The following is a 17173-nucleotide window of genomic DNA, read 5'->3' on the forward strand; positions in this document are numbered from 1 at the left end:
TCCTGATCAAGCAGGCCCGCGCCGAACATCACGGTGACAATCAGCGCCAGCTACACCACGCTATGGGACAGCATCCGCTCGCGGCCCTCGCGGCAGGCTTCCCTGCGGAAAGTTGACGACAGCTGAGGAGGCTGAGCATGAACCCGGATATCAGCGAGATCGACGGAGCCTGCCACTGCGGCGCGGTGCGGTTTCGGGTGCGGCTCAGCGACGGGCTGAAGACCGCGCGGCGATGCAATTGCAGCTTCTGCCGGATGCGCGGCGCCGTGGCGGTCAGCGTGCCGCTGGACGGCCTGAGCATCCTTCAGGGCGGCGAGGATCTGGTCCTCTATCAGTTCGGCACCCGGCAGGCCGAGCACTATTTCTGCCGCCACTGCGGCATCTATACCCATCACCGCCGCCGCTCGAACCCGAACCAGCTGGGGATCAATGTCGCCTGCCTCGAGGGGCTGAGCCCGTTCGACTTCGCCGAGCTGACGGTGATGGAAGGCGCGCACCACCCCAAGGACGGCGGCGGCGGCGTTGCCGGGACGCTGCGCTACGTCTCCTCGACCTGAGCCTGCGGCTTGCGGTTGACCCGGCAAGCAATCCCGGCCATATGCGCGCTTGCGCGGAGGGCTGGATGACCGCGTGGGTCGCAAGGCCCGCGAGGAAAGTCCGGACTCCACAAGGCGACGGTGCCGGGTAACGCCCGGCGGGGGCAACCCCAGGGAAAGCGCCACAGAGAACAGACCGCCCGCGTCCGCGCGGGTAAGGGTGAAACGGTGGGGTAAGAGCCCACCGGGGGGCTGGCAACAGACCCCGCATGGCAAGCCCCACCGGGAGCAATGCCGAATAGGGATCTCGCGCCCCGGTAACGGGGCAGGGCGGTCTTGCCCCAGAAGATCCGGGTTGGCAGCTAGATCCCGTCGGTAACGGCGGGGGCAGAGGAATGGTCATCCAGAGGGGGCGACCCCTTGGACAAAATCCGGCTTACAGGCTCTCCGCGCGTCTCTGGAATTAACAAGAGTTTCATATCCATTGCGGCATGAAACTGCTAACCTGCATGAGATTGCTGCTGCATCATCCAGTGAACCGGGGGAGAGAGGCCATGAGCCTGTCAGGTGCCGATGGGGCGAATCTGCATGTCATTTCGGGGACCGACGACAGTTCTCTGCGGTCGGCGCGATCGGGCGACGATGGCGGTCGTCTGGTCGGGGCTTCGCTGGCCCTGGCGCTGCTGCGCACCATCCGCGAGGCCGCCTATGTGATGGATTGCGATGGCCGCGTGACCTTCATCAACGCGGCCGGCCTGACGCGCCTCGGCAATCTGAACCATCCGCAGCGGGTCTATGGCAGCTTCCTCTGGGATCTCTGGCTGGACGCGCCCGCCGAGGATCTGCGGCGTGCCGTCGGCGAGGCCGCCGAGGGCGAGGCGACGCTGCTCGAGGCGGTGGACTGCCCCGGTTCGGGCACCTGCAGCGTCGCGGTCAGCCCGGTCGAGGATGCGACCGGACGGGTGATGAAGATCCTGGTGCTGGTGCGCGAGGACTAGGACGACAGGGCTGCCACAGCCGGCGGGAATGCGGGGTTTTGCTGTTGACTCTGCCGGTTCGGGCTGTAAAAGGCGGGCTTCAATCGAATTCCACGGGGCCGCCATGCGCGCGCTGCCGCAGCAGGAGCAGATGATATGGCGAAGCCGACGACGATCAAGATCCGCCTGAACTCGAGCGCGGGCACCGGGCATTTCTACGTGACCAAGAAGAACGCCCGCACCATGACCGAGAAGATGACGGTCAACAAGTACGACCCGGTCGTGCGCAAGCATGTCGAATACAAGGAAGGCAAGATCAAGTAAGATCGCCTTTCGAGACAGACAGGATAAACCGCGCCAATGGCGCGGTTTTTTCATTTCCTGGTGGCTTGCAACTGGGCAGAAAAAAGGCCGGGCGATCTGCCCGGCCTTTCCTCGGTCAACTCACCAGTTCTCGGCGGTTCTGCTTGTGTCGCACCGCCAGCTTGCGGGCCATGCGCCCCGAAGTCAGCGGCCGGGCTGCGCGCGGCGGATCAGTTCGGAAATCGCGGTCGCGCAATTCAGGGAACAGCATCAGGATCTCGTCGCGGGCCGCCGGCCCGACGGATTTCAGCGCCTCGGGACCAGTATAGAGCGATTCCGTCTCGGCCCCGTCCGACACGATGATCTCGTGCTGGTCGAACAGCAGGTGGAAGTAATCCACCTCTTCCAGATCCTCAGCGATGTCGATCCCGTCGAGCTGCAGCAGCTGCTTGGCTGCGACCAGCACCTCGAAGGTGCCGAACAGCCGCTGCGCGATCTTCGAGCGAACCAGGATCCGGTGCTGCGGCGAGACCACCAGGTCGCGCAGCGGCAGGTTCCGGCCAAGCGCACCGGCGCGGATGCGGATCGGGCGCAGGTTCGGATAGGCCTGCAGATGCAGCGCGCCCAAGTGCCGCGACCCGGTCCAGACCAAGGGCTTGAGGCCGTTGTCGCGGGTCCAGACCTTCATCTCGGGGCACAGCTTCTCGACCGGCAGGGGGCCGAACTCGGTCTCGATCAGCGTGCCGCGGCCGAAGCAGGGAAAGCAGCTGCGATCGGTGAAGACGCTCTTGGTGCAGAGGTCATAGCAGTCCGGGTCCTTGGGGAACTCGACCGAGACGATGGGCTTGCTGGTCATCGCCTCGATCTCTTCGCGCGAGGCGCCTTCGGGGGGCGGCATGATGAAGGTATTGCCGGCATCGTCCTGCATCACCCGGACGGTGGTGCAGATCGTGCTGGTCGTGCCATCCTCGTTCAGCACCGTGACCTCGGTGTTGCGGGCGAGGAAGCTGGTGTCGATCTTGTAGTCGCGGCTTTCCGCCGCCGCGTCATGGGTGATGGTCTCGGATTCGCCGGCATTGTCGGGCCGGATGACGCCATCGCCGTTCTCGTCGTTCATCGTGACCTGCACCAGGTCGTGATACAGCGGGTCGCTGGCACTGCCATAGGTCTGTCCGCCAACGGTCTCCACGGCCCGATCGGCCAGCAGGTTGCTTTCATCCGCATCCATGTCTGGCAGTTTCCCGATATAGATCATCTTCTCGCAGCCGGGCCCCTCGGGACCGCAGGTGCAGCCGTCATGCGGGGGTGTCGGATTGTCGTTCATGGTCATCACTCGCTACTGACTGAGGGGCGCAAGGCCCGGTTCCAAGCCTGAACCCGTGCTTCGCCCAACACGGGCTGAAGCCGGGTGGCAGCCCTGTCGTCCCGGCTCTGCGGGACGCGGTGATTGGCTGCCTTGGAGCCAGTAGAACGCGAATGGTTAACGATTTGTAGGGATGGTTTCCGAACTTGTCAGTTTAAAATGATATAAATCAATAGTTTATGTAAATTGACGAGTCGATGACGGCAAAAAACCGTTAACCTTTTGGCCGCCACTGGGCGAGGTCTCGCCGAACCGTCCGGTCCAGATACAACAAGGCCGGGCGATTGGCCCGGCCTTGTGATTCGGTTCAGTCTGGTCTGCGGCGGGCGATCAGTCGCGCGACTGGCCCATGAACTGCATCAGGAACATGAACAGGTTCAGGAAATCCAGATACAGGGTCAGAGCACCCATGATGGCCGACTTGCCCAGGAAATCCTGGTTCGAATTGGCCAGCGCCAGATAGGTGTTCTTGATGTTCTGCGTGTCATAGGCGGTCAGCGCCGCGAACAGCAGCACACCGATCGCCGAGATCGCGAATTGCATGGCCGAGGACTGCAGGAAGATGTTCACGATCATCGCGACGATCAGGCCGATCAGGCCCATCATCAGGAAGGTGCGCATCCCCGACAGGTCGCGCTTGGTCGTGTAGCCATAGAGCGACAGGCCGGCAAAGGCGATTGCGGTGATCAGGAAGGTCTGGACGATCGAGACCGAGGTGTAGACCAGGAAGATCGAGCTGATGGACAGGCCCATCAGCGCGGCGAAGCCATAGAACACCAGCGTCGCGGTCGCGGTCGACATGCGGTTGATCATCGCGCCGAAGGCAAAGACCACCAGCAGCGGTGCGAACATGATCACCCATTTCAGCGGCGAGTCATAGATCGCGTAGCCCAGCTGCGTCACCTGCCCGTCGGGCCCAACGGCCATCGAGCTGATCCCCCAGGCAAAGGCGGCCGTGACCGCCATGCCCACGGCCATCAGACCATAGACCTTGCTCATATAGGCCCGGAGGCCCTCATCGATCGCCGCCGAGCGGGTCGCATGGCCCTGCGCGGTCCGGATCGTGTTGTAATCTGCCATCGATGTCTCCCCTGGCGGTTGCCGGATGGCCTGTCCGCCACCCAATCATTCATCTCGGAATATTGGCAGAGACAGGCCCGGATTCAATCCTGCGAGGGCGAAAAACGACAGCAAACCGCTAAAATCGGCGTCATCTACAGCCGGATGATGATCTTGCCGACCGCCTTGCGCTCGGCCAGCAGGCGATAGCCCTCGGCGATCCGGTCCAGTTCCAGCACCTCGCCGACATGGGGATGCAACTTCCCGGCGGCATAGAGATCGAAGGCCGTGGTCAGGCTGTCGCGCAGGGCGGCGAGGTCAAGCTGGCGGTAGCCGCCCCAGTAGAAGCCGTGGATGGTGATGTTCTTGACCAGCGCATGGTTCAGCGGCAGGCGCGGCGGCTTGCCGCCGGCAAAGCCGATGACCAGGAAGCGCCCGCCCCGGTTCAACGCACCGAAGGCCGCCAGCCCCGGCTCGTCGCCCACCGGGTCATAGACCACATCGACGCCGCCCAGTTCGCGCAGCCGTGCCTTGAGGTCGGGGGTGGCGTCACTGTCGATCATCTCGTCGGCGCCGGCCTCGGCCACCACGCGCAGCCGCTCGGCCCCGCGCGCCACCGCGATCACGCGCGCGCCCATCGCCTTGCCGATCTCGACCGCCGTCAGCCCGACGCCGCCGGCCGCGCCCAGAACCACCAGCGTCTCGCCGGGGGCCAGCTTGGCGCGGTCGGCCAGGGCCAGATGGCTGGTGCCATAGGCGATCTGCAGCCCCGCAGCCTCGTCAAAGGACATCGCATCGGGGATCCTGAGGCAGCTCCTGGCCGGGACTGCGACGATTTGAGCCATGGTGCCCGGCTGCCAGACCGCGACGCGATCTCCGGCCCGCAATCCGCTGCCCTCCGGCGCCGCGATCACCTCGCCCGCGCCCTCGAGCCCGGGGACGAACGGAAAGGCCTCGGCCTCCTGATACTGTCCCCGGCTCTTGAGAATATCAGCAAAGTTCAGGGCTGCGGCGCGCATCCGCACCAGCACCTGTCCTTTGTCAGGGTGCGGCGCCGGGGCGCTGCTGACCACGGGCAGTGATTCGCGCTCGGGAACATGTGCGATTCGAATGTCTTCCATCATCGATCCTCTCGGCTGTCCTTTTGGACAAGTGCAGCAAAGGCTGCGTCAGAAAGCTTGCAGACTGCGCAGTTTCAAACCTGTCTTTTTGGTCAGAAACAGGGTGCTCCCCCATCATCGGTATCGAAAAGTGAGCGCCATTAAGCTACTGCCCTCATAGATTGAGTGAGGTGAGTTATGAAGCATGGTGTAGATGTTCACGTCGGAAAACGTATCCGTCATCGTCGCTGGATGATTGGTATGACCCAGCAGCAGCTGGCCGAAGCTGTCGGAATCAAGTTCCAGCAGATCCAGAAATACGAGACCGGCATGAACCGCGTCTCGGCCTCGCGCCTGTGGGATATCGGGCGGGCTCTGGAAGTGCCGGTCAGCTTCTTCTTCGATGGCCTGCATGAAGAAAGCATGGCCGCCGGCGTCGAGGGCGACATCCTCGGTGACAAGGAGGCGCTGCAACTGGTGCGCGCCTATTACGCCATGCCGGTCGCACAGCGCCGCCAGATCTTCGAACTCGCGAAGGTGCTGTCGGACGCGGCTTGAATGAGCCGCGGCGCATCTGACGAATAGGGCGCGAACTCCTCGCGCCCTGCGTCTTCCCTGATGCAGCCGCTTGCACTATGGCTGCCCGTGACCGGAAAGCGGAGGCGGGCATGACCGACAGCACTGACATCGTCGCAACCGCCCATCTGATGGCGGAGGCGGCCCGGGCGGCGATCCTGCCGCATTTCCGGGCGCGCGACCTGCAGTCGGACAACAAGCGCGCGGCTGGCTTCGATCCGGTGACCGAGGCCGACCGTGCCGCCGAACGCGCCATGCGCGCGGTGCTGGCCGAACGACGGCCTGATGACGCCATCATCGGCGAGGAATATGGCACGGAGGCGGGTCGCTCGGGGATCAGCTGGATCCTCGATCCCATCGATGGCACCCGCGCCTTCATCTGCGGTGCGACCAGTTGGGGCGTGCTGATCGGCGTCAGCGACGGCGATCGCCCGGTCTATGGTCTGATCGATCAGCCCTATACCGGCGAACGGTTCGAGGGTGGCTTTGGCATCGCCCGACTGACCGGGCCGCGCGGGGTCGAACCGCTGCGGGCGCGGACCGGCGTGACGCTGGACCAGGCCAGCCTGATGACCACCTTTCCCGAGGTCGGCACGGCCGAGGAGGGCGCGGCCTTTCGCCGGGTGGCGGCCGAGGTGCGGCTGACCCGCTATGGCCTCGACTGCTATGCCTATGCGCTGCTGGCGCTGGGGCAGATCGACCTGGTGATCGAGGCCGGGCTGCAAAGCTATGACATCGCCGGGCCGCTGGCGGTGGTGCAGGCGGCGGGCGGGATCGTCACCGACTGGCAGGGCGGGCCGGCGCATCAGGGCGGGCGTGTCATTGCTGCCGCCTCGCCCGAAATTCACGCCGCAGCATTGGATTTGCTGCGCGGCTGACATAAACCCCCGGAAAACCAGTCCCACAGGAGGCCGTCGCATGACCGATCAGACCACCGATCAGCCGACCGAACCCGGGGATGACGAGGATTTCACCCCCCGCCGCGAGCTGTTGCGTCAGATCGACGAGGCGCTGGACGCCGGCGATGCCGCCCGGCTGGAAGCCCTGCTGGAACCGATGCACGGCGCCGACATCGCCGACATCATCGAGCGACTGACGCCGGCAGAACGTCGCAAGTTCCTCGAGCTTTACTCGATCGAGATGGACGGCGAGATTCTGTCCGAGATCGACGAGGCGATCCGCGACGAGGTCATCGACGCCCTGCCCAAGGAGGTGCTGGCCGAAGCCGTCCGCGAGATGGACAGCGACGATGTTGTCGACCTGGTCGAGGACATGGACGAGGGCGAGCGCGAGGAAATCCTTTCCGCGCTGGACGATGCCGACCGGATGGCGGTCGAGCAGTCGCTGACCTATCCCGAATATTCGGCCGGCCGTCTGATGCAATCCGAGGTGGTCACTGCCCCGGAGCACTGGACAGTGGGCGAGGCCATCGACTTCCTGCGGGCCGAGGAGTGGCTGCCGGAACAATTCTACCACGTCATCCTGGTCGATCCGCGCCGGCACCCGGTCGGCTATGTCGCGCTGGGGCGGCTGCTTTCGGCCAAGCGATCGGTCAAGCTGAAAGACATCACCGAAGACAGTTTCCGCACCATCAGCGCCTATGCCGACGAGGGCGACGTGGCCTATGCCTTCAACCAGTATCACCTGATCTCGGCCCCGGTGGTGGATAATGACGACCGGCTGGTCGGCGTCATCACCATCGACGATGCCATGTCGGTGCTGGACGAGGAGCACGAAGAGGACATTCTGCGCCTTGCCGGTGTCGGTGATGAATCGGCCATCACCGACTCGGTCATGGAGACGCTGTGGCAGCGGCTGCCCTGGCTGATGATCAATCTGGTCACCGCAGTAATTGCGTCGCTGGTCATTGCCATCTTCGAGGGCACGATCCAGAAGATCGTGGCGCTGGCGGTGCTGATGCCCATTGTCGCATCGATGGGCGGAAATGCCGGGACGCAGACGCTGACCGTGGCCGTGCGGGCCTTGGCTACCAAAAGTCTGTCGGGCAGCAATGTCTGGCGCGTGGTCCGACGCGAGGCCATCGTGGGGCTGCTGAACGGGCTGGCTTTCGCCGTGGTCATGGGCGTGGTGGCCTGGGTCTGGTTCGACGGGCTGAACCTTGCTGCGGTCATCGCCATTGCCATGGTGGTGAACCTTTGTGTCGCCGCGCTGGCCGGTATCCTCATCCCCTTGGGGCTGGAAAAGGCCGGAGCAGATCCGGCGCTGGCCTCGGGCACTTTTGTGACGACGGTGACGGATGTGGTCGGCTTCTTCGCCTTCCTGGGCCTCGCCTCGGCGGTGCTGGTATGAGCGCGGCGGAAAAGGCGGCACTGCGCAAACAGGCGCTGGCCGCACGCGGGCAGGGCGGCGACCAGTCGGCTATCGACCGGCACCTGATGCAGGTTCTGGCCCCGTTCGAAGGGCAGGTGCTGTCGGGCTATGTCGCCATGCGCGGCGAGGCTGATCCGGGTGCCGCCATGGCCGCGCATCGCGGGCCGCTTTGCCTGCCGGTGGTGACCGGCAAGGCGGTGCCGCTGGTGTTTCGGGAATGGGATGGCGGGCCGCTGGTCCCCGGTCCCTTCGGCACCTCGCATCCGGCCGAAAGCGCGGCGGTGCTGACCCCGCATGTGCTGATCGTGCCGCTGGCGGGCTTTGACCGTCGGGGCAACCGCATCGGCTATGGCGGCGGTTACTATGACCGCACCTTGCAGCTTCTGCGTGGCATGGGGCCGGTGGCCGCCATCGGTCTGGCCTTCGGGGTGCAGGAACTGCCGGATATCCCGGCCGAACCCTTCGATCAGCCGCTTGACCTGATCGTCACCGATCGCGAGATCATCCGCTTCTGAGCGGCGCCCCTTCCGGCCACCTACCAGATTTTGTGTCTGCCCCTGTCACCTTGCCGTCACAGGCCGATTCCAGGGTGATTCCCCGACTTATCCACCGATCCCCGTGGATAAGCCTGTGGAAAACGCGTGAATCCCCCGGCGGAAACCCGCCAAAACATTGAATTTTCCAATCAGGTTAAGGGTTTATTAACAGCTTCGATGCGGCGGCGCAGCATCGTCCGGGCCTCGCGAAGCCCCCGTGATGTCAACAGAAAAGAGTGGTCACGGGGTGTAAAATAACTGTTGAAACGGGGCGAAACACGCGTCAGTTTGTGTGATGCGGCCAAGGCGCACACAAGATGTGGTGGCACCCTCAAGGATCACCAGGCGCGGCACGGCCTATCACGAATTGAGTTCGGATCAGGCGCGATGGTGTCTGAACGGCCCCGGCTTTGCGGGCCGATGGGCCGACTCGGCAGCGCGCGACACACCCGGCAAACGGGACAGGGACAAAGAGGGCAGGCATGAAGATCGAACGGCGTTTTACCACCGAAGCCAGCGGCGCCTATGGCGACATCGAGTTTCGGACCACGGTCAGCGAGATCCGCAATCCCGACGGCAAGATCGTGTTCCAGAACGAGAACGTGGAAGTGCCGAAAAGCTGGAGCCAGGTCGCCAGCGACGTGATCGCCCAGAAATATTTCCGCAAGGCCGGCGTGCCGGCGGCGCTGAAGCGGGTGAAGGAAAAGGGCGTGCCCGAATTCCTCTGGCGTTCGGTCCCCGACGAGGACGCGCTGGCCGCGCTGCCCGCGGATCGGCGCTTCGTGGGCGAACAGAGCGCGCGGCAGGTGTTTGACCGTCTGGCCGGGGCCTGGGCCTATTGGGGCTGGAAGGGCGGCTATTTCACCACCGAGACTGATGCCCGCGCCTATTACGACGAGATGCGCCACATGCTGGCCCGGCAGATGGCCGCGCCGAACTCGCCCCAATGGTTCAACACTGGGCTGCACTGGGCCTATGGCATCGACGGTCCGGGGCAGGGGCATTTCTATGTCGACTACAAGACCGGCAAGCTGGTCAAGTCCGACAGCGCGTATGAGCATCCCCAGCCCCATGCCTGCTTCATCCAGTCGGTCAGTGACGACCTGGTGAACGAGGGCGGCATCATGGACCTGTGGGTCCGCGAGGCGCGTCTGTTCAAATACGGATCGGGCACCGGCACCAACTTCTCGAGCCTGCGGGCCGAGGGCGAGAAGCTGTCGGGCGGGGGCAAGTCCTCGGGCCTGATGGGATTCCTCAAGATCGGCGACCGGGCAGCCGGGGCGATCAAGTCGGGCGGCACCACCCGCCGCGCCGCCAAGATGGTGATCTGCGACATGGATCACCCCGATATCGAGGCCTTCATCAACTGGAAGGTCATCGAGGAACAGAAGGTCGCCAGCCTTGTCGCCGGCTCGAAGATGCACGAGCAGAAGCTGAACGACCTCTTTGCCGCGATCCGGGGCTGGGATGGCAGCATCGAGGATGCCACCGATCCGGCCAAGAATGACGCGCTGAAAACCGCGATCCGCGCCGCCAAGAAGGTGATGATCCCCGAGACCTATGTGAACCGGGTTCTGCAATATGCGCGGCAGGGCTTTGATTCGATTGAATTCCCGACCTACGACACCGATTGGGACTCGGAGGCCTATATCACCGTCTCGGGCCAGAACTCGAACAACTCGGTCCGAGTGACCGATGCCTTCCTTGACGCCGTGCGCGGCGACAAGCCGTGGGAGCTTCTGCGCCGGATCGATGGCAAGGTCGCCAAGACCGTCTCGGCCCGCGAGCTCTGGGACCAGATCGGCCATGCGGCCTGGGCCTGTGCCGATCCCGGCATCCAGTTCCACGACACCGTCAACGCCTGGCACACCTGCCCGGAAGACGGGGCCATTCGCGGCTCGAACCCGTGCAGCGAATACATGTTCCTCGACGATACCGCCTGCAACCTCGCCTCGATGAACCTCTTGACCTTCTATCACGGCGGTCAGTTCGACGCGGATGCCTATGTCCATGCCACCCGGCTCTGGACGGTGACGCTGGAGATCAGCGTTCTGATGGCACAGTTCCCGTCGAAGGAAATCGCGCAGCGCAGCTATGACTATCGCACGCTGGGTCTGGGCTATGCCAATATCGGCGGCCTCTTGATGAACATGGGGCTGGGTTACGACTCGGTCGAGGGTCGCGCGCTCTGCGGTGCGCTGACCGCGATCATGACCGGCGTGTCCTATGCGACCTCGGCCGAGATGGCCGGCGAGCTGGGCGCTTTCCCGGGCTATGCGCGCAATGCCGAGCATATGCTGCGCGTCATCCGCAACCACCGTGCCGCCGCGCATGGCAAGGGCGGCTACGAGGGCGTGAACGTCAATCCGGTGGCGCTGGACGCCGTGAACTGCGCCGACAAGCGGCTGGTCGCCATGGCCCGCGAGGCCTGGGACGAGGCGCTGCGTCTGGGTGAGAAGCACGGCTATCGCAATGCGCAGGCCACCGTCATCGCGCCGACCGGCACCATCGGTCTGGTCATGGATTGCGACACCACCGGGATCGAGCCCGATTTCGCGCTGGTGAAGTTCAAGAAGCTGGCCGGCGGCGGTTACTTCAAGATCATCAACCAGTCGGTCCCGGCGGCGCTGGAAACCCTCGGCTATGGCTCCGCCCAGATCGAGGAAATCGTCGCCCATGCCGTCGGTCATGGCAGCCTTGGCAATGCGCCGGGCATCAACCACACCGCGCTGGCCGGCCACGGCTTCGGCCCGCGCGAGATCGAGAAGGTCGAGGCGGCGCTGGCCACGGCTTTCGACATCCGCTTCGTCTTCAACCAGTGGACCTTGGGCGAGGATTTCTGCAAGGGCACGCTGGGGATCCCGGCGGCCAAGCTGAACGATCCGAGCTTTGACCTGCTGCGCCACCTGGGCTTCACCAGGGCCCAGATCGATGCCGCGAACGATCATGTCTGCGGCACCATGACGTTGGAGGGCGCACCCTTCCTGAAGGCCGAGCATTACGCCGTCTTCGACTGCGCCAATGCCTGCGGCAAGACCGGCAAGCGTTACCTCTCGGTCGACAGCCACATCCACATGATGGCGGCGGCGCAAAGCTTCATCTCGGGCGCGATCTCGAAGACGATCAACATGCCCAACAATGCCAGCATCGCCGATGCGCTGGCGGCCTATGAACTGTCGTGGTCGCTGGGGATCAAGGCCAATGCGCTTTACCGCGACGGCTCGAAACTGTCGCAGCCGCTGGCTGCCGCGCTGGTCGAGGATGACGAGGAGGCCGAGGAAATCCTCGCCACCGGCAGCATCGAAGAAAAGGCCGTGGTCATCGCCGAGAAGGTGGTCGAGAAGATCATCGTCAAGGAAATGATCCGCCACCACCGCGAGAAGCTGCCGCAGCGCCGCAAGGGTTACACCCAGAAGGCCATCGTCGGCGGGCACAAGGTCTATCTGCGCACCGGCGAATATGACGATGGCAAGCTGGGCGAGATCTTCATCGACATGCACAAGGAAGGTGCCGGCTTCCGCGCGATGATGAACAACTTCGCCATCGCGGTGTCCGTGGGGCTGCAATACGGCGTGCCGCTGGAGGAGTTCGTCGATGCCTTCACCTTCACCCGCTTCGAACCGGCGGGGATGGTGCAGGGCAATGACAGCATCAAGAACGCCACCTCGATCCTTGACTATGTCTTCCGCGAACTGGCCGTCAGCTATCTGGACCGCACCGATCTGGCCCATGTGAAGCCGCAGGGCGCCAGCTTTGACGAACTGGGCGAGGGCGAGGGCGAAGGCCGCCCGAACGTGAGCCCGGTCAGCGACAGCGCCGAGCTGAAATCGCTGACCATGCTGAAGCAGATCAGCAGCGCCGGCTATCTGAGAAAGCGCCTGCCGCAAGAGCTGATGGTGCTGCAGGGCGGGGTGTCGTCCGCCGCCGTGGCGACCGGCATGGCCGAGGGTGCCGCCAGCTTCCAGGCGGTCGAGGTTGCCGCCGTCACCACGATGGATGCCCGCGCCAAGGCCAAGATGCAGGGCTATGAGGGCGATCCCTGCGGCGATTGCGGCAACTACACGCTGGTCCGCAACGGCACCTGCATGAAGTGCAACACCTGCGGCGGGACGTCGGGGTGTAGCTGATCCAGACGGGGCCGGGAGACCGGCCCCGATGATTTTGTCAGGCCAAGGTCGCGGTGCCCCTTTATTCCGCGCCCCTATCGCAGCAGCCAGCCGCCCGGCAAGAGGCGCAGCCTGACCCAAGCCCCCCGCCGCGTGGCAGCGCAGCGGGGGGCGATTTTTTGGGGTGACGCGAAGTGCCCGGCCCGGAATCAAGCGCGAGGCGCGCCGGGCCAGCGTCCGACCGCCCCCTCGGGCGGACGCTCTTTCACCGGTCAGCGCCGAACAGCCGTTCGATATGCTGGTGCGATAAAGCGCAGCTGTCCAACCGCCCCAGCGTCCACCCGGCGGTCGCACGCTGACCCTCTGCCGCGACTATGCCCACCGATCCGGATGCGCCGCCGCAAAGGCCGGGATCGCGGCCAGCGTCTCCGCCACCCGCCGGATCTTCGGCATCTCGGACATATCCACCTGCCAGCGTTCCGCATTATAGACCTGCGGCATCAGGCAGAGATCGGCCAGCGTCACGCCCTCGGCCCAGCAGAAATCACCGCCAGGCAGCATCGCCTCGACCGCAGCCAGTCCCCGCCCGATGAAATGCTGCATCCAGCCCTCCATGGTGATCGCGCCATCCGAGGCGCTGACGGCATGGCGCCCGGTGCCGAGATTGCAGATCGGGTGGATGTCCATGGCGACGGCATGGGCGATGGCGCGGACCCGCGCGCGGTCGGCGGGCCTGGCGGGCAGCAGGCCAAGGTCGCGCGTCTCGTCGAGATATTCGACAATGGCCAGCGATTGCGTCAGGCGCAGCCCGTCGATCTCGAGCACCGGCACCAGCCCTTGCGGATTTCGGGCCAGATGCTCGCGTGTCTTGTGCTGGCCCTCGACCAGATTGACCGCCATCGCCTGCCAGTCGAGCCCGGCCAGCCCCAATGCAATCCGGACGCGATAGCTGGCGGATGAGCGCCAGTAGTCATAGAGCGTGATCATGGCGTCTCGGTCTCCAGCCTCGTCAGCGCGGCGTTCAGTGCGGCGAGATGCGGCCCCAGGGCCGCTTCCAGCCGCGCCTGGTAGGCGATGGCGAGCGGCAGCAACTCGGCCATCAGTGCACGGCCCCGGTCGGTCAGCGCGAGGCTGACCAGCCGCCGGTCGGTCTCGTTCACCGTCTTCGAGATCAGCCCGTCATCGGCCAGCCGCGTCGTTGCCCGGCTGACCTTGGATTTCTCGAGGTTCACCCGCGCCCCCAAATCGCCGACCGAGACCTCGCCCGAATCCGACAGGTGCACCAGCACCCGCCATTCCGGGCCCGAAATGCCGTGCCGGTCGCGATAGGCCTGCGCCAGCCCGGCGCTGGTGCGCTGCGCCGCGACCGAGAGGCGATAGGGCAGGAAGGCGGAGAGGTCGAAATCCGGCAGGTCCTGGCTCATGTCGGGCGCATCCTTTCCCTTGGTCTTGGCGGCAGAGTCCCGCGAATTCATCTCATCTGCAACAAATATCTTGACTTCATTGCAAATGCAACGAATACTCGCGGCAACAGATTCAGGCCCGTTCCCGGGCCTCGTGAGGGGGAATCAGGATGACCAGACAGGAACTGCCCTCGGGCATGGTCCGCGCACCGGGCATTGCCGGGCCGCATGACGGCTACATGCCGGGATTCGGCAACGATTTCGAGACCGAGGCATTGCCGGGCGCGCTGCCGCAGGGGATGAACAGCCCGCAGCGGGTGAATTACGGCCTCTATGGCGAGCAGCTGTCGGGCACCGCCTTCACCGCGCCGAGCCATCAGAACGAGCGCACCTGGTGTTATCGCATCCGCCCCTCGGTGAAGCATTCGGGCCGCTATCGCGCGATCGATCTGCCCTATTGGAAGACCGCGCCCCATGTGCCGCAGGGGGTCACGTCGCTGGGGCAGTATCGGTGGGATCCGGTGCCGCTTGGGGCTGAGAAGCTGACCTGGCTGACCGGTATGCGGACCATGACCACGGCGGGCGACGTGAACATCCAGGTCGGCATGGCGAGCCACATCTATCTGGTCACGCAATCCATGGTCGACGCCTATTTCTACTCGGCCGACAGCGAGCTTCTGGTGGTTCCGCAAGAGGGTCGCCTGCGCTTCTGCACCGAGCTGGGGGTGATCGATCTGGAACCGCAGGAAATCGCCGTGATCCCGCGCGGTCTCGTCTATCGCGTCGAGGTGCTGGACGGTCCCTGCCGCGGTTTCGTCTGCGAGAATTACGGCCAGAAGTTCGAACTGCCCGGCCGTGGCCCGATAGGCGCGAATTGCATGGCGAACCGCCGCGACTTCAAGACCCCGGTCGCGGCCTTCGAGGACCGCGAGGTGCCCTCGAAACTGACCATCAAGTGGTGCGGCCAGTTCCACGAGACCGAGATCGGCCATTCGCCCCTCGACGTGGTAGCCTGGCACGGGAATTACGCGCCGGTCAAATATGACCTGAAGACCTATTGCCCGGTCGGCTCGATCCTCTTCGATCACCCCGATCCCTCGATCTTCACCGTGCTGACCGCCCCCTCGGGCGTCGAGGGCACCGCGAATATCGATTTCGTGCTGTTCCGCGAGCGCTGGATGGTGATGGAGAATACCTTCCGTCCGCCCTGGTACCACAAGAACGTGATGTCCGAGCTGATGGGCAATATCTATGGCCAGTATGACGCCAAGCCGCAGGGCTTCGTGCCCGGGGGCATGAGCCTCCACAACATGATGCTGCCGCACGGCCCGGACCGCGACGCCTTCGAGAAGGCATCGACCAGCGCGCTGGAGCCGGAGAAGCTCGACAATACCATGTCCTTCATGTTCGAGACCCGCTTTCCCCAGCACCTGACCGAATTCGCCGGACGCGAGGCGCCGCTGCAGGATGACTACGTCACCTGCTGGGACGGGATCGAGAAGAAGTTCGACGGCACCGCCGGGTTGAAGTGAGCGAAGCCGGGGGGCCTTCAGCCCCCGTCGACGACTGGCGCTTGAACCAATGGCGCGCCAGCCGTCGACCCCCGAGGATATTTTTGCCAAGATGAAAGGGGACAGCATGTCCTTGATCCGGTCATGGGTCGCCAGTGCCAACGGCGCAGACACCGACTTTCCGCTGAACAACCTGCCTTACGGCGTCTTCGACGACGGGCAGGGCGCGCGGATGGGCGTCGCCATCGGCGATCAGATCCTTGATGTCTCCAAGGTCGATCACGGGCAGGACCCGGCGCTGTTCGCGGAACCCGCATGGAATGCCGTCATGGCGGCGGGTCCGGCGGTCTGGGCGGCGCTGCGGGCGCGGCTGACCGGGCTCCTGTCGGACGAGGCCCATCGCGCCGCCGTCGAGCCGCATCTGGTGCCGATGGCCGGGGCCCGACTGCTGATGCCCTTCCGGGTCAGCGAATATACAGATTTCTACGCCAGCCGGCACCATGCCACCAATGTCGGCACAATGTTCCGCGGCGCCGAGAACGCGCTGCCGCCGAACTGGCTGTCGATCCCCATCGGCTATAACGGGCGGGCCTCCTCGGTGGTGGTCTCGGGGACGGATGTGGTCCGGCCCTGGGGTCAGGTCAAGGCACCCGATGCGGACCTGCCGCGCTTTGCGCCCTCGGCCCGCTTCGATCTGGAGCTGGAGATGGGGGCGATCATCGGGAAACCCTCGTCGGGCATGGTCTCGGTGGCCGAGGCGGGCGAGATGATCTTTGGCTATGTGCTGCTGAACGACTGGTCGGCGCGGGATATCCAGGCCTGGGAATACCAGCCGCTCGGGCCTTTCCAGTCAAAGGCCACGGCGACGACGATCAGCCCCTGGATCGTGACCCGTGCGGCGCTGGAGCCGTTCCGCGCCGCGACGCCCGAGCGCGAGCGCCCCCTGCTGCCCTATCTCGGCGAACCGGGGCCGATGCTCTATGACATCGCGCTGGAGGTCGGGCTTCAGCCCGAGGGGAAGCCCGAGACGGTGATCGCCCGGACGAATTACAGCCAGATGTACTATTCCGCCGCCCAGCAGCTGACCCATCACACCACCAGCGGCTGTTCGATGCGGGTGGGCGATCTGCTGGGATCGGGCACGATCTCTGGGCCGGAGAAGGACGCCCGCGGTTCTCTGTTGGAACTGAGCTGGGGCGGGAAGGAACCGATCACGCTGGAAACCGGCGAAAGCCGCAGTTTCCTTGAGGATGGCGACCGGTTGACCCTGCGCGGCGCGGCCATCGGTGACGGCTATCGGGTGGGTTTCGGCGAGTGCACGGGCGTGCTGCGTCCGGCAGTGGACCTGCCGGACTGGGCCAAGGCGTAACGC

15 protein-coding genes and 1 other RNA gene are annotated in these 17173 nt (G+C 64.8%); 11 read left to right on the forward strand and 5 right to left on the reverse strand.

Going from position 1 to position 17173, the window contains the following annotated elements:
• The first annotated feature begins 137 nt into the window (after positions 1-137).
• The 4 genes from Q1A36_RS18405 (at position 138) to rpmG (ending at position 1837) form a co-directional block, all read left to right on the forward strand.
• On the forward strand, positions 138-557 hold the full coding sequence (locus Q1A36_RS18405) for a GFA family protein (protein ID WP_299847149.1): 420 nt from the start codon (positions 138-140) through the stop codon (positions 555-557).
• Positions 558-610: 53 nt separating this feature from the next.
• An RNA gene (gene rnpB, locus Q1A36_RS18410) (RNase P RNA component class A) lies at positions 611-991 on the forward strand.
• A gap of 99 nt (positions 992-1090) precedes the next feature.
• The gene (locus Q1A36_RS18415) at positions 1091-1534 is read left to right on the forward strand and encodes a PAS domain-containing protein (RefSeq protein WP_299847151.1); all 444 of its coding nucleotides are present in this window, start codon (positions 1091-1093) and stop codon (positions 1532-1534) included.
• A gap of 135 nt (positions 1535-1669) precedes the next feature.
• Positions 1670-1837 (forward strand): 50S ribosomal protein L33, encoded by a 168-nt coding sequence (gene rpmG / locus Q1A36_RS18420; RefSeq protein WP_101752137.1) that lies wholly within the window; start codon positions 1670-1672, stop codon positions 1835-1837.
• Between the two features lie 115 nt (positions 1838-1952).
• Here rpmG and Q1A36_RS18425 read toward each other — a convergent pair whose 3' ends face one another.
• The 3 genes from Q1A36_RS18425 to Q1A36_RS18435 all read right to left on the reverse strand — a co-directional run bounded on the left by Q1A36_RS18425 (position 1953) and on the right by Q1A36_RS18435 (position 5359).
• Positions 1953-3146, reverse strand: a complete 1194-nt coding sequence (locus Q1A36_RS18425) for a Hint domain-containing protein (RefSeq protein ID WP_299847157.1) — start codon at positions 3144-3146, stop codon at positions 1953-1955.
• A gap of 363 nt (positions 3147-3509) precedes the next feature.
• Complete coding sequence (locus Q1A36_RS18430) at positions 3510-4259, reverse strand: Bax inhibitor-1/YccA family protein (protein ID WP_299847159.1); 750 nt, start codon at positions 4257-4259, stop codon at positions 3510-3512.
• A gap of 134 nt (positions 4260-4393) precedes the next feature.
• A complete protein-coding gene (locus tag Q1A36_RS18435; RefSeq protein WP_299847161.1) occupies positions 4394-5359 on the reverse strand; it encodes an NADPH:quinone oxidoreductase family protein in 966 nt (321 codons plus the stop codon).
• A 177-nt stretch (positions 5360-5536) separates the two neighbouring features.
• Here Q1A36_RS18435 and Q1A36_RS18440 point away from each other — a divergent pair, with 177 nt between their 5' ends.
• The 5 genes from Q1A36_RS18440 to Q1A36_RS18460 all read left to right on the forward strand — a co-directional run bounded on the left by Q1A36_RS18440 (position 5537) and on the right by Q1A36_RS18460 (position 12908).
• Positions 5537-5896: a helix-turn-helix transcriptional regulator gene (locus tag Q1A36_RS18440; protein ID WP_299847163.1), complete on the forward strand. Its 360-nt coding sequence runs from the start codon at positions 5537-5539 to the stop codon at positions 5894-5896.
• Between the two features lie 110 nt (positions 5897-6006).
• Positions 6007-6792, forward strand: a complete 786-nt coding sequence (locus Q1A36_RS18445; RefSeq protein ID WP_299847165.1) for an inositol monophosphatase family protein — start codon at positions 6007-6009, stop codon at positions 6790-6792.
• Positions 6793-6832: 40 nt separating this feature from the next.
• Entirely contained in the window at positions 6833-8224 is a 1392-nt protein-coding gene (gene mgtE / locus Q1A36_RS18450; protein ID WP_299847167.1) for a magnesium transporter, read from the forward strand.
• A complete protein-coding gene (locus Q1A36_RS18455; protein WP_299847169.1) occupies positions 8221-8760 on the forward strand; it encodes a 5-formyltetrahydrofolate cyclo-ligase in 540 nt (179 codons plus the stop codon). The genes mgtE and Q1A36_RS18455 overlap by 4 nt, the downstream gene beginning before the upstream one ends.
• A 503-nt stretch (positions 8761-9263) precedes the next feature.
• Entirely contained in the window at positions 9264-12908 is a 3645-nt protein-coding gene (locus tag Q1A36_RS18460; protein ID WP_299847171.1) for a vitamin B12-dependent ribonucleotide reductase, read from the forward strand.
• A 351-nt stretch (positions 12909-13259) separates the two neighbouring features.
• Here the strand turns inward: Q1A36_RS18460 and maiA are convergent, their stop codons facing one another.
• The gene (gene maiA / locus Q1A36_RS18465) at positions 13260-13874 is read right to left on the reverse strand and encodes a maleylacetoacetate isomerase (RefSeq protein WP_299847173.1); all 615 of its coding nucleotides are present in this window, start codon (positions 13872-13874) and stop codon (positions 13260-13262) included.
• The gene (locus Q1A36_RS18470) at positions 13871-14362 is read right to left on the reverse strand and encodes a MarR family winged helix-turn-helix transcriptional regulator (RefSeq protein ID WP_299847175.1); all 492 of its coding nucleotides are present in this window, start codon (positions 14360-14362) and stop codon (positions 13871-13873) included. The genes maiA and Q1A36_RS18470 overlap by 4 nt, the downstream gene beginning before the upstream one ends.
• A 98-nt stretch (positions 14363-14460) precedes the next feature.
• Between Q1A36_RS18470 and hmgA the strand changes: the two genes are divergently transcribed.
• Together hmgA and fahA are read left to right on the forward strand one after the other, a co-directional pair.
• Positions 14461-15822, forward strand: coding sequence for a homogentisate 1,2-dioxygenase (hmgA, locus tag Q1A36_RS18475; protein ID WP_299847177.1), 1362 nt, complete (start codon positions 14461-14463; stop codon positions 15820-15822).
• Between the two features lie 106 nt (positions 15823-15928).
• Positions 15929-17170 (forward strand): fumarylacetoacetase, encoded by a 1242-nt coding sequence (fahA, locus tag Q1A36_RS18480; protein WP_299847214.1) that lies wholly within the window; start codon positions 15929-15931, stop codon positions 17168-17170.
• The last annotated feature ends 3 nt before the right edge of the window (positions 17171-17173 follow it).

This window comes from uncultured Paracoccus sp. (assembly GCF_947487305.1).
Taxonomy (GTDB): Bacteria; Pseudomonadota; Alphaproteobacteria; order Rhodobacterales; family Rhodobacteraceae; genus Paracoccus.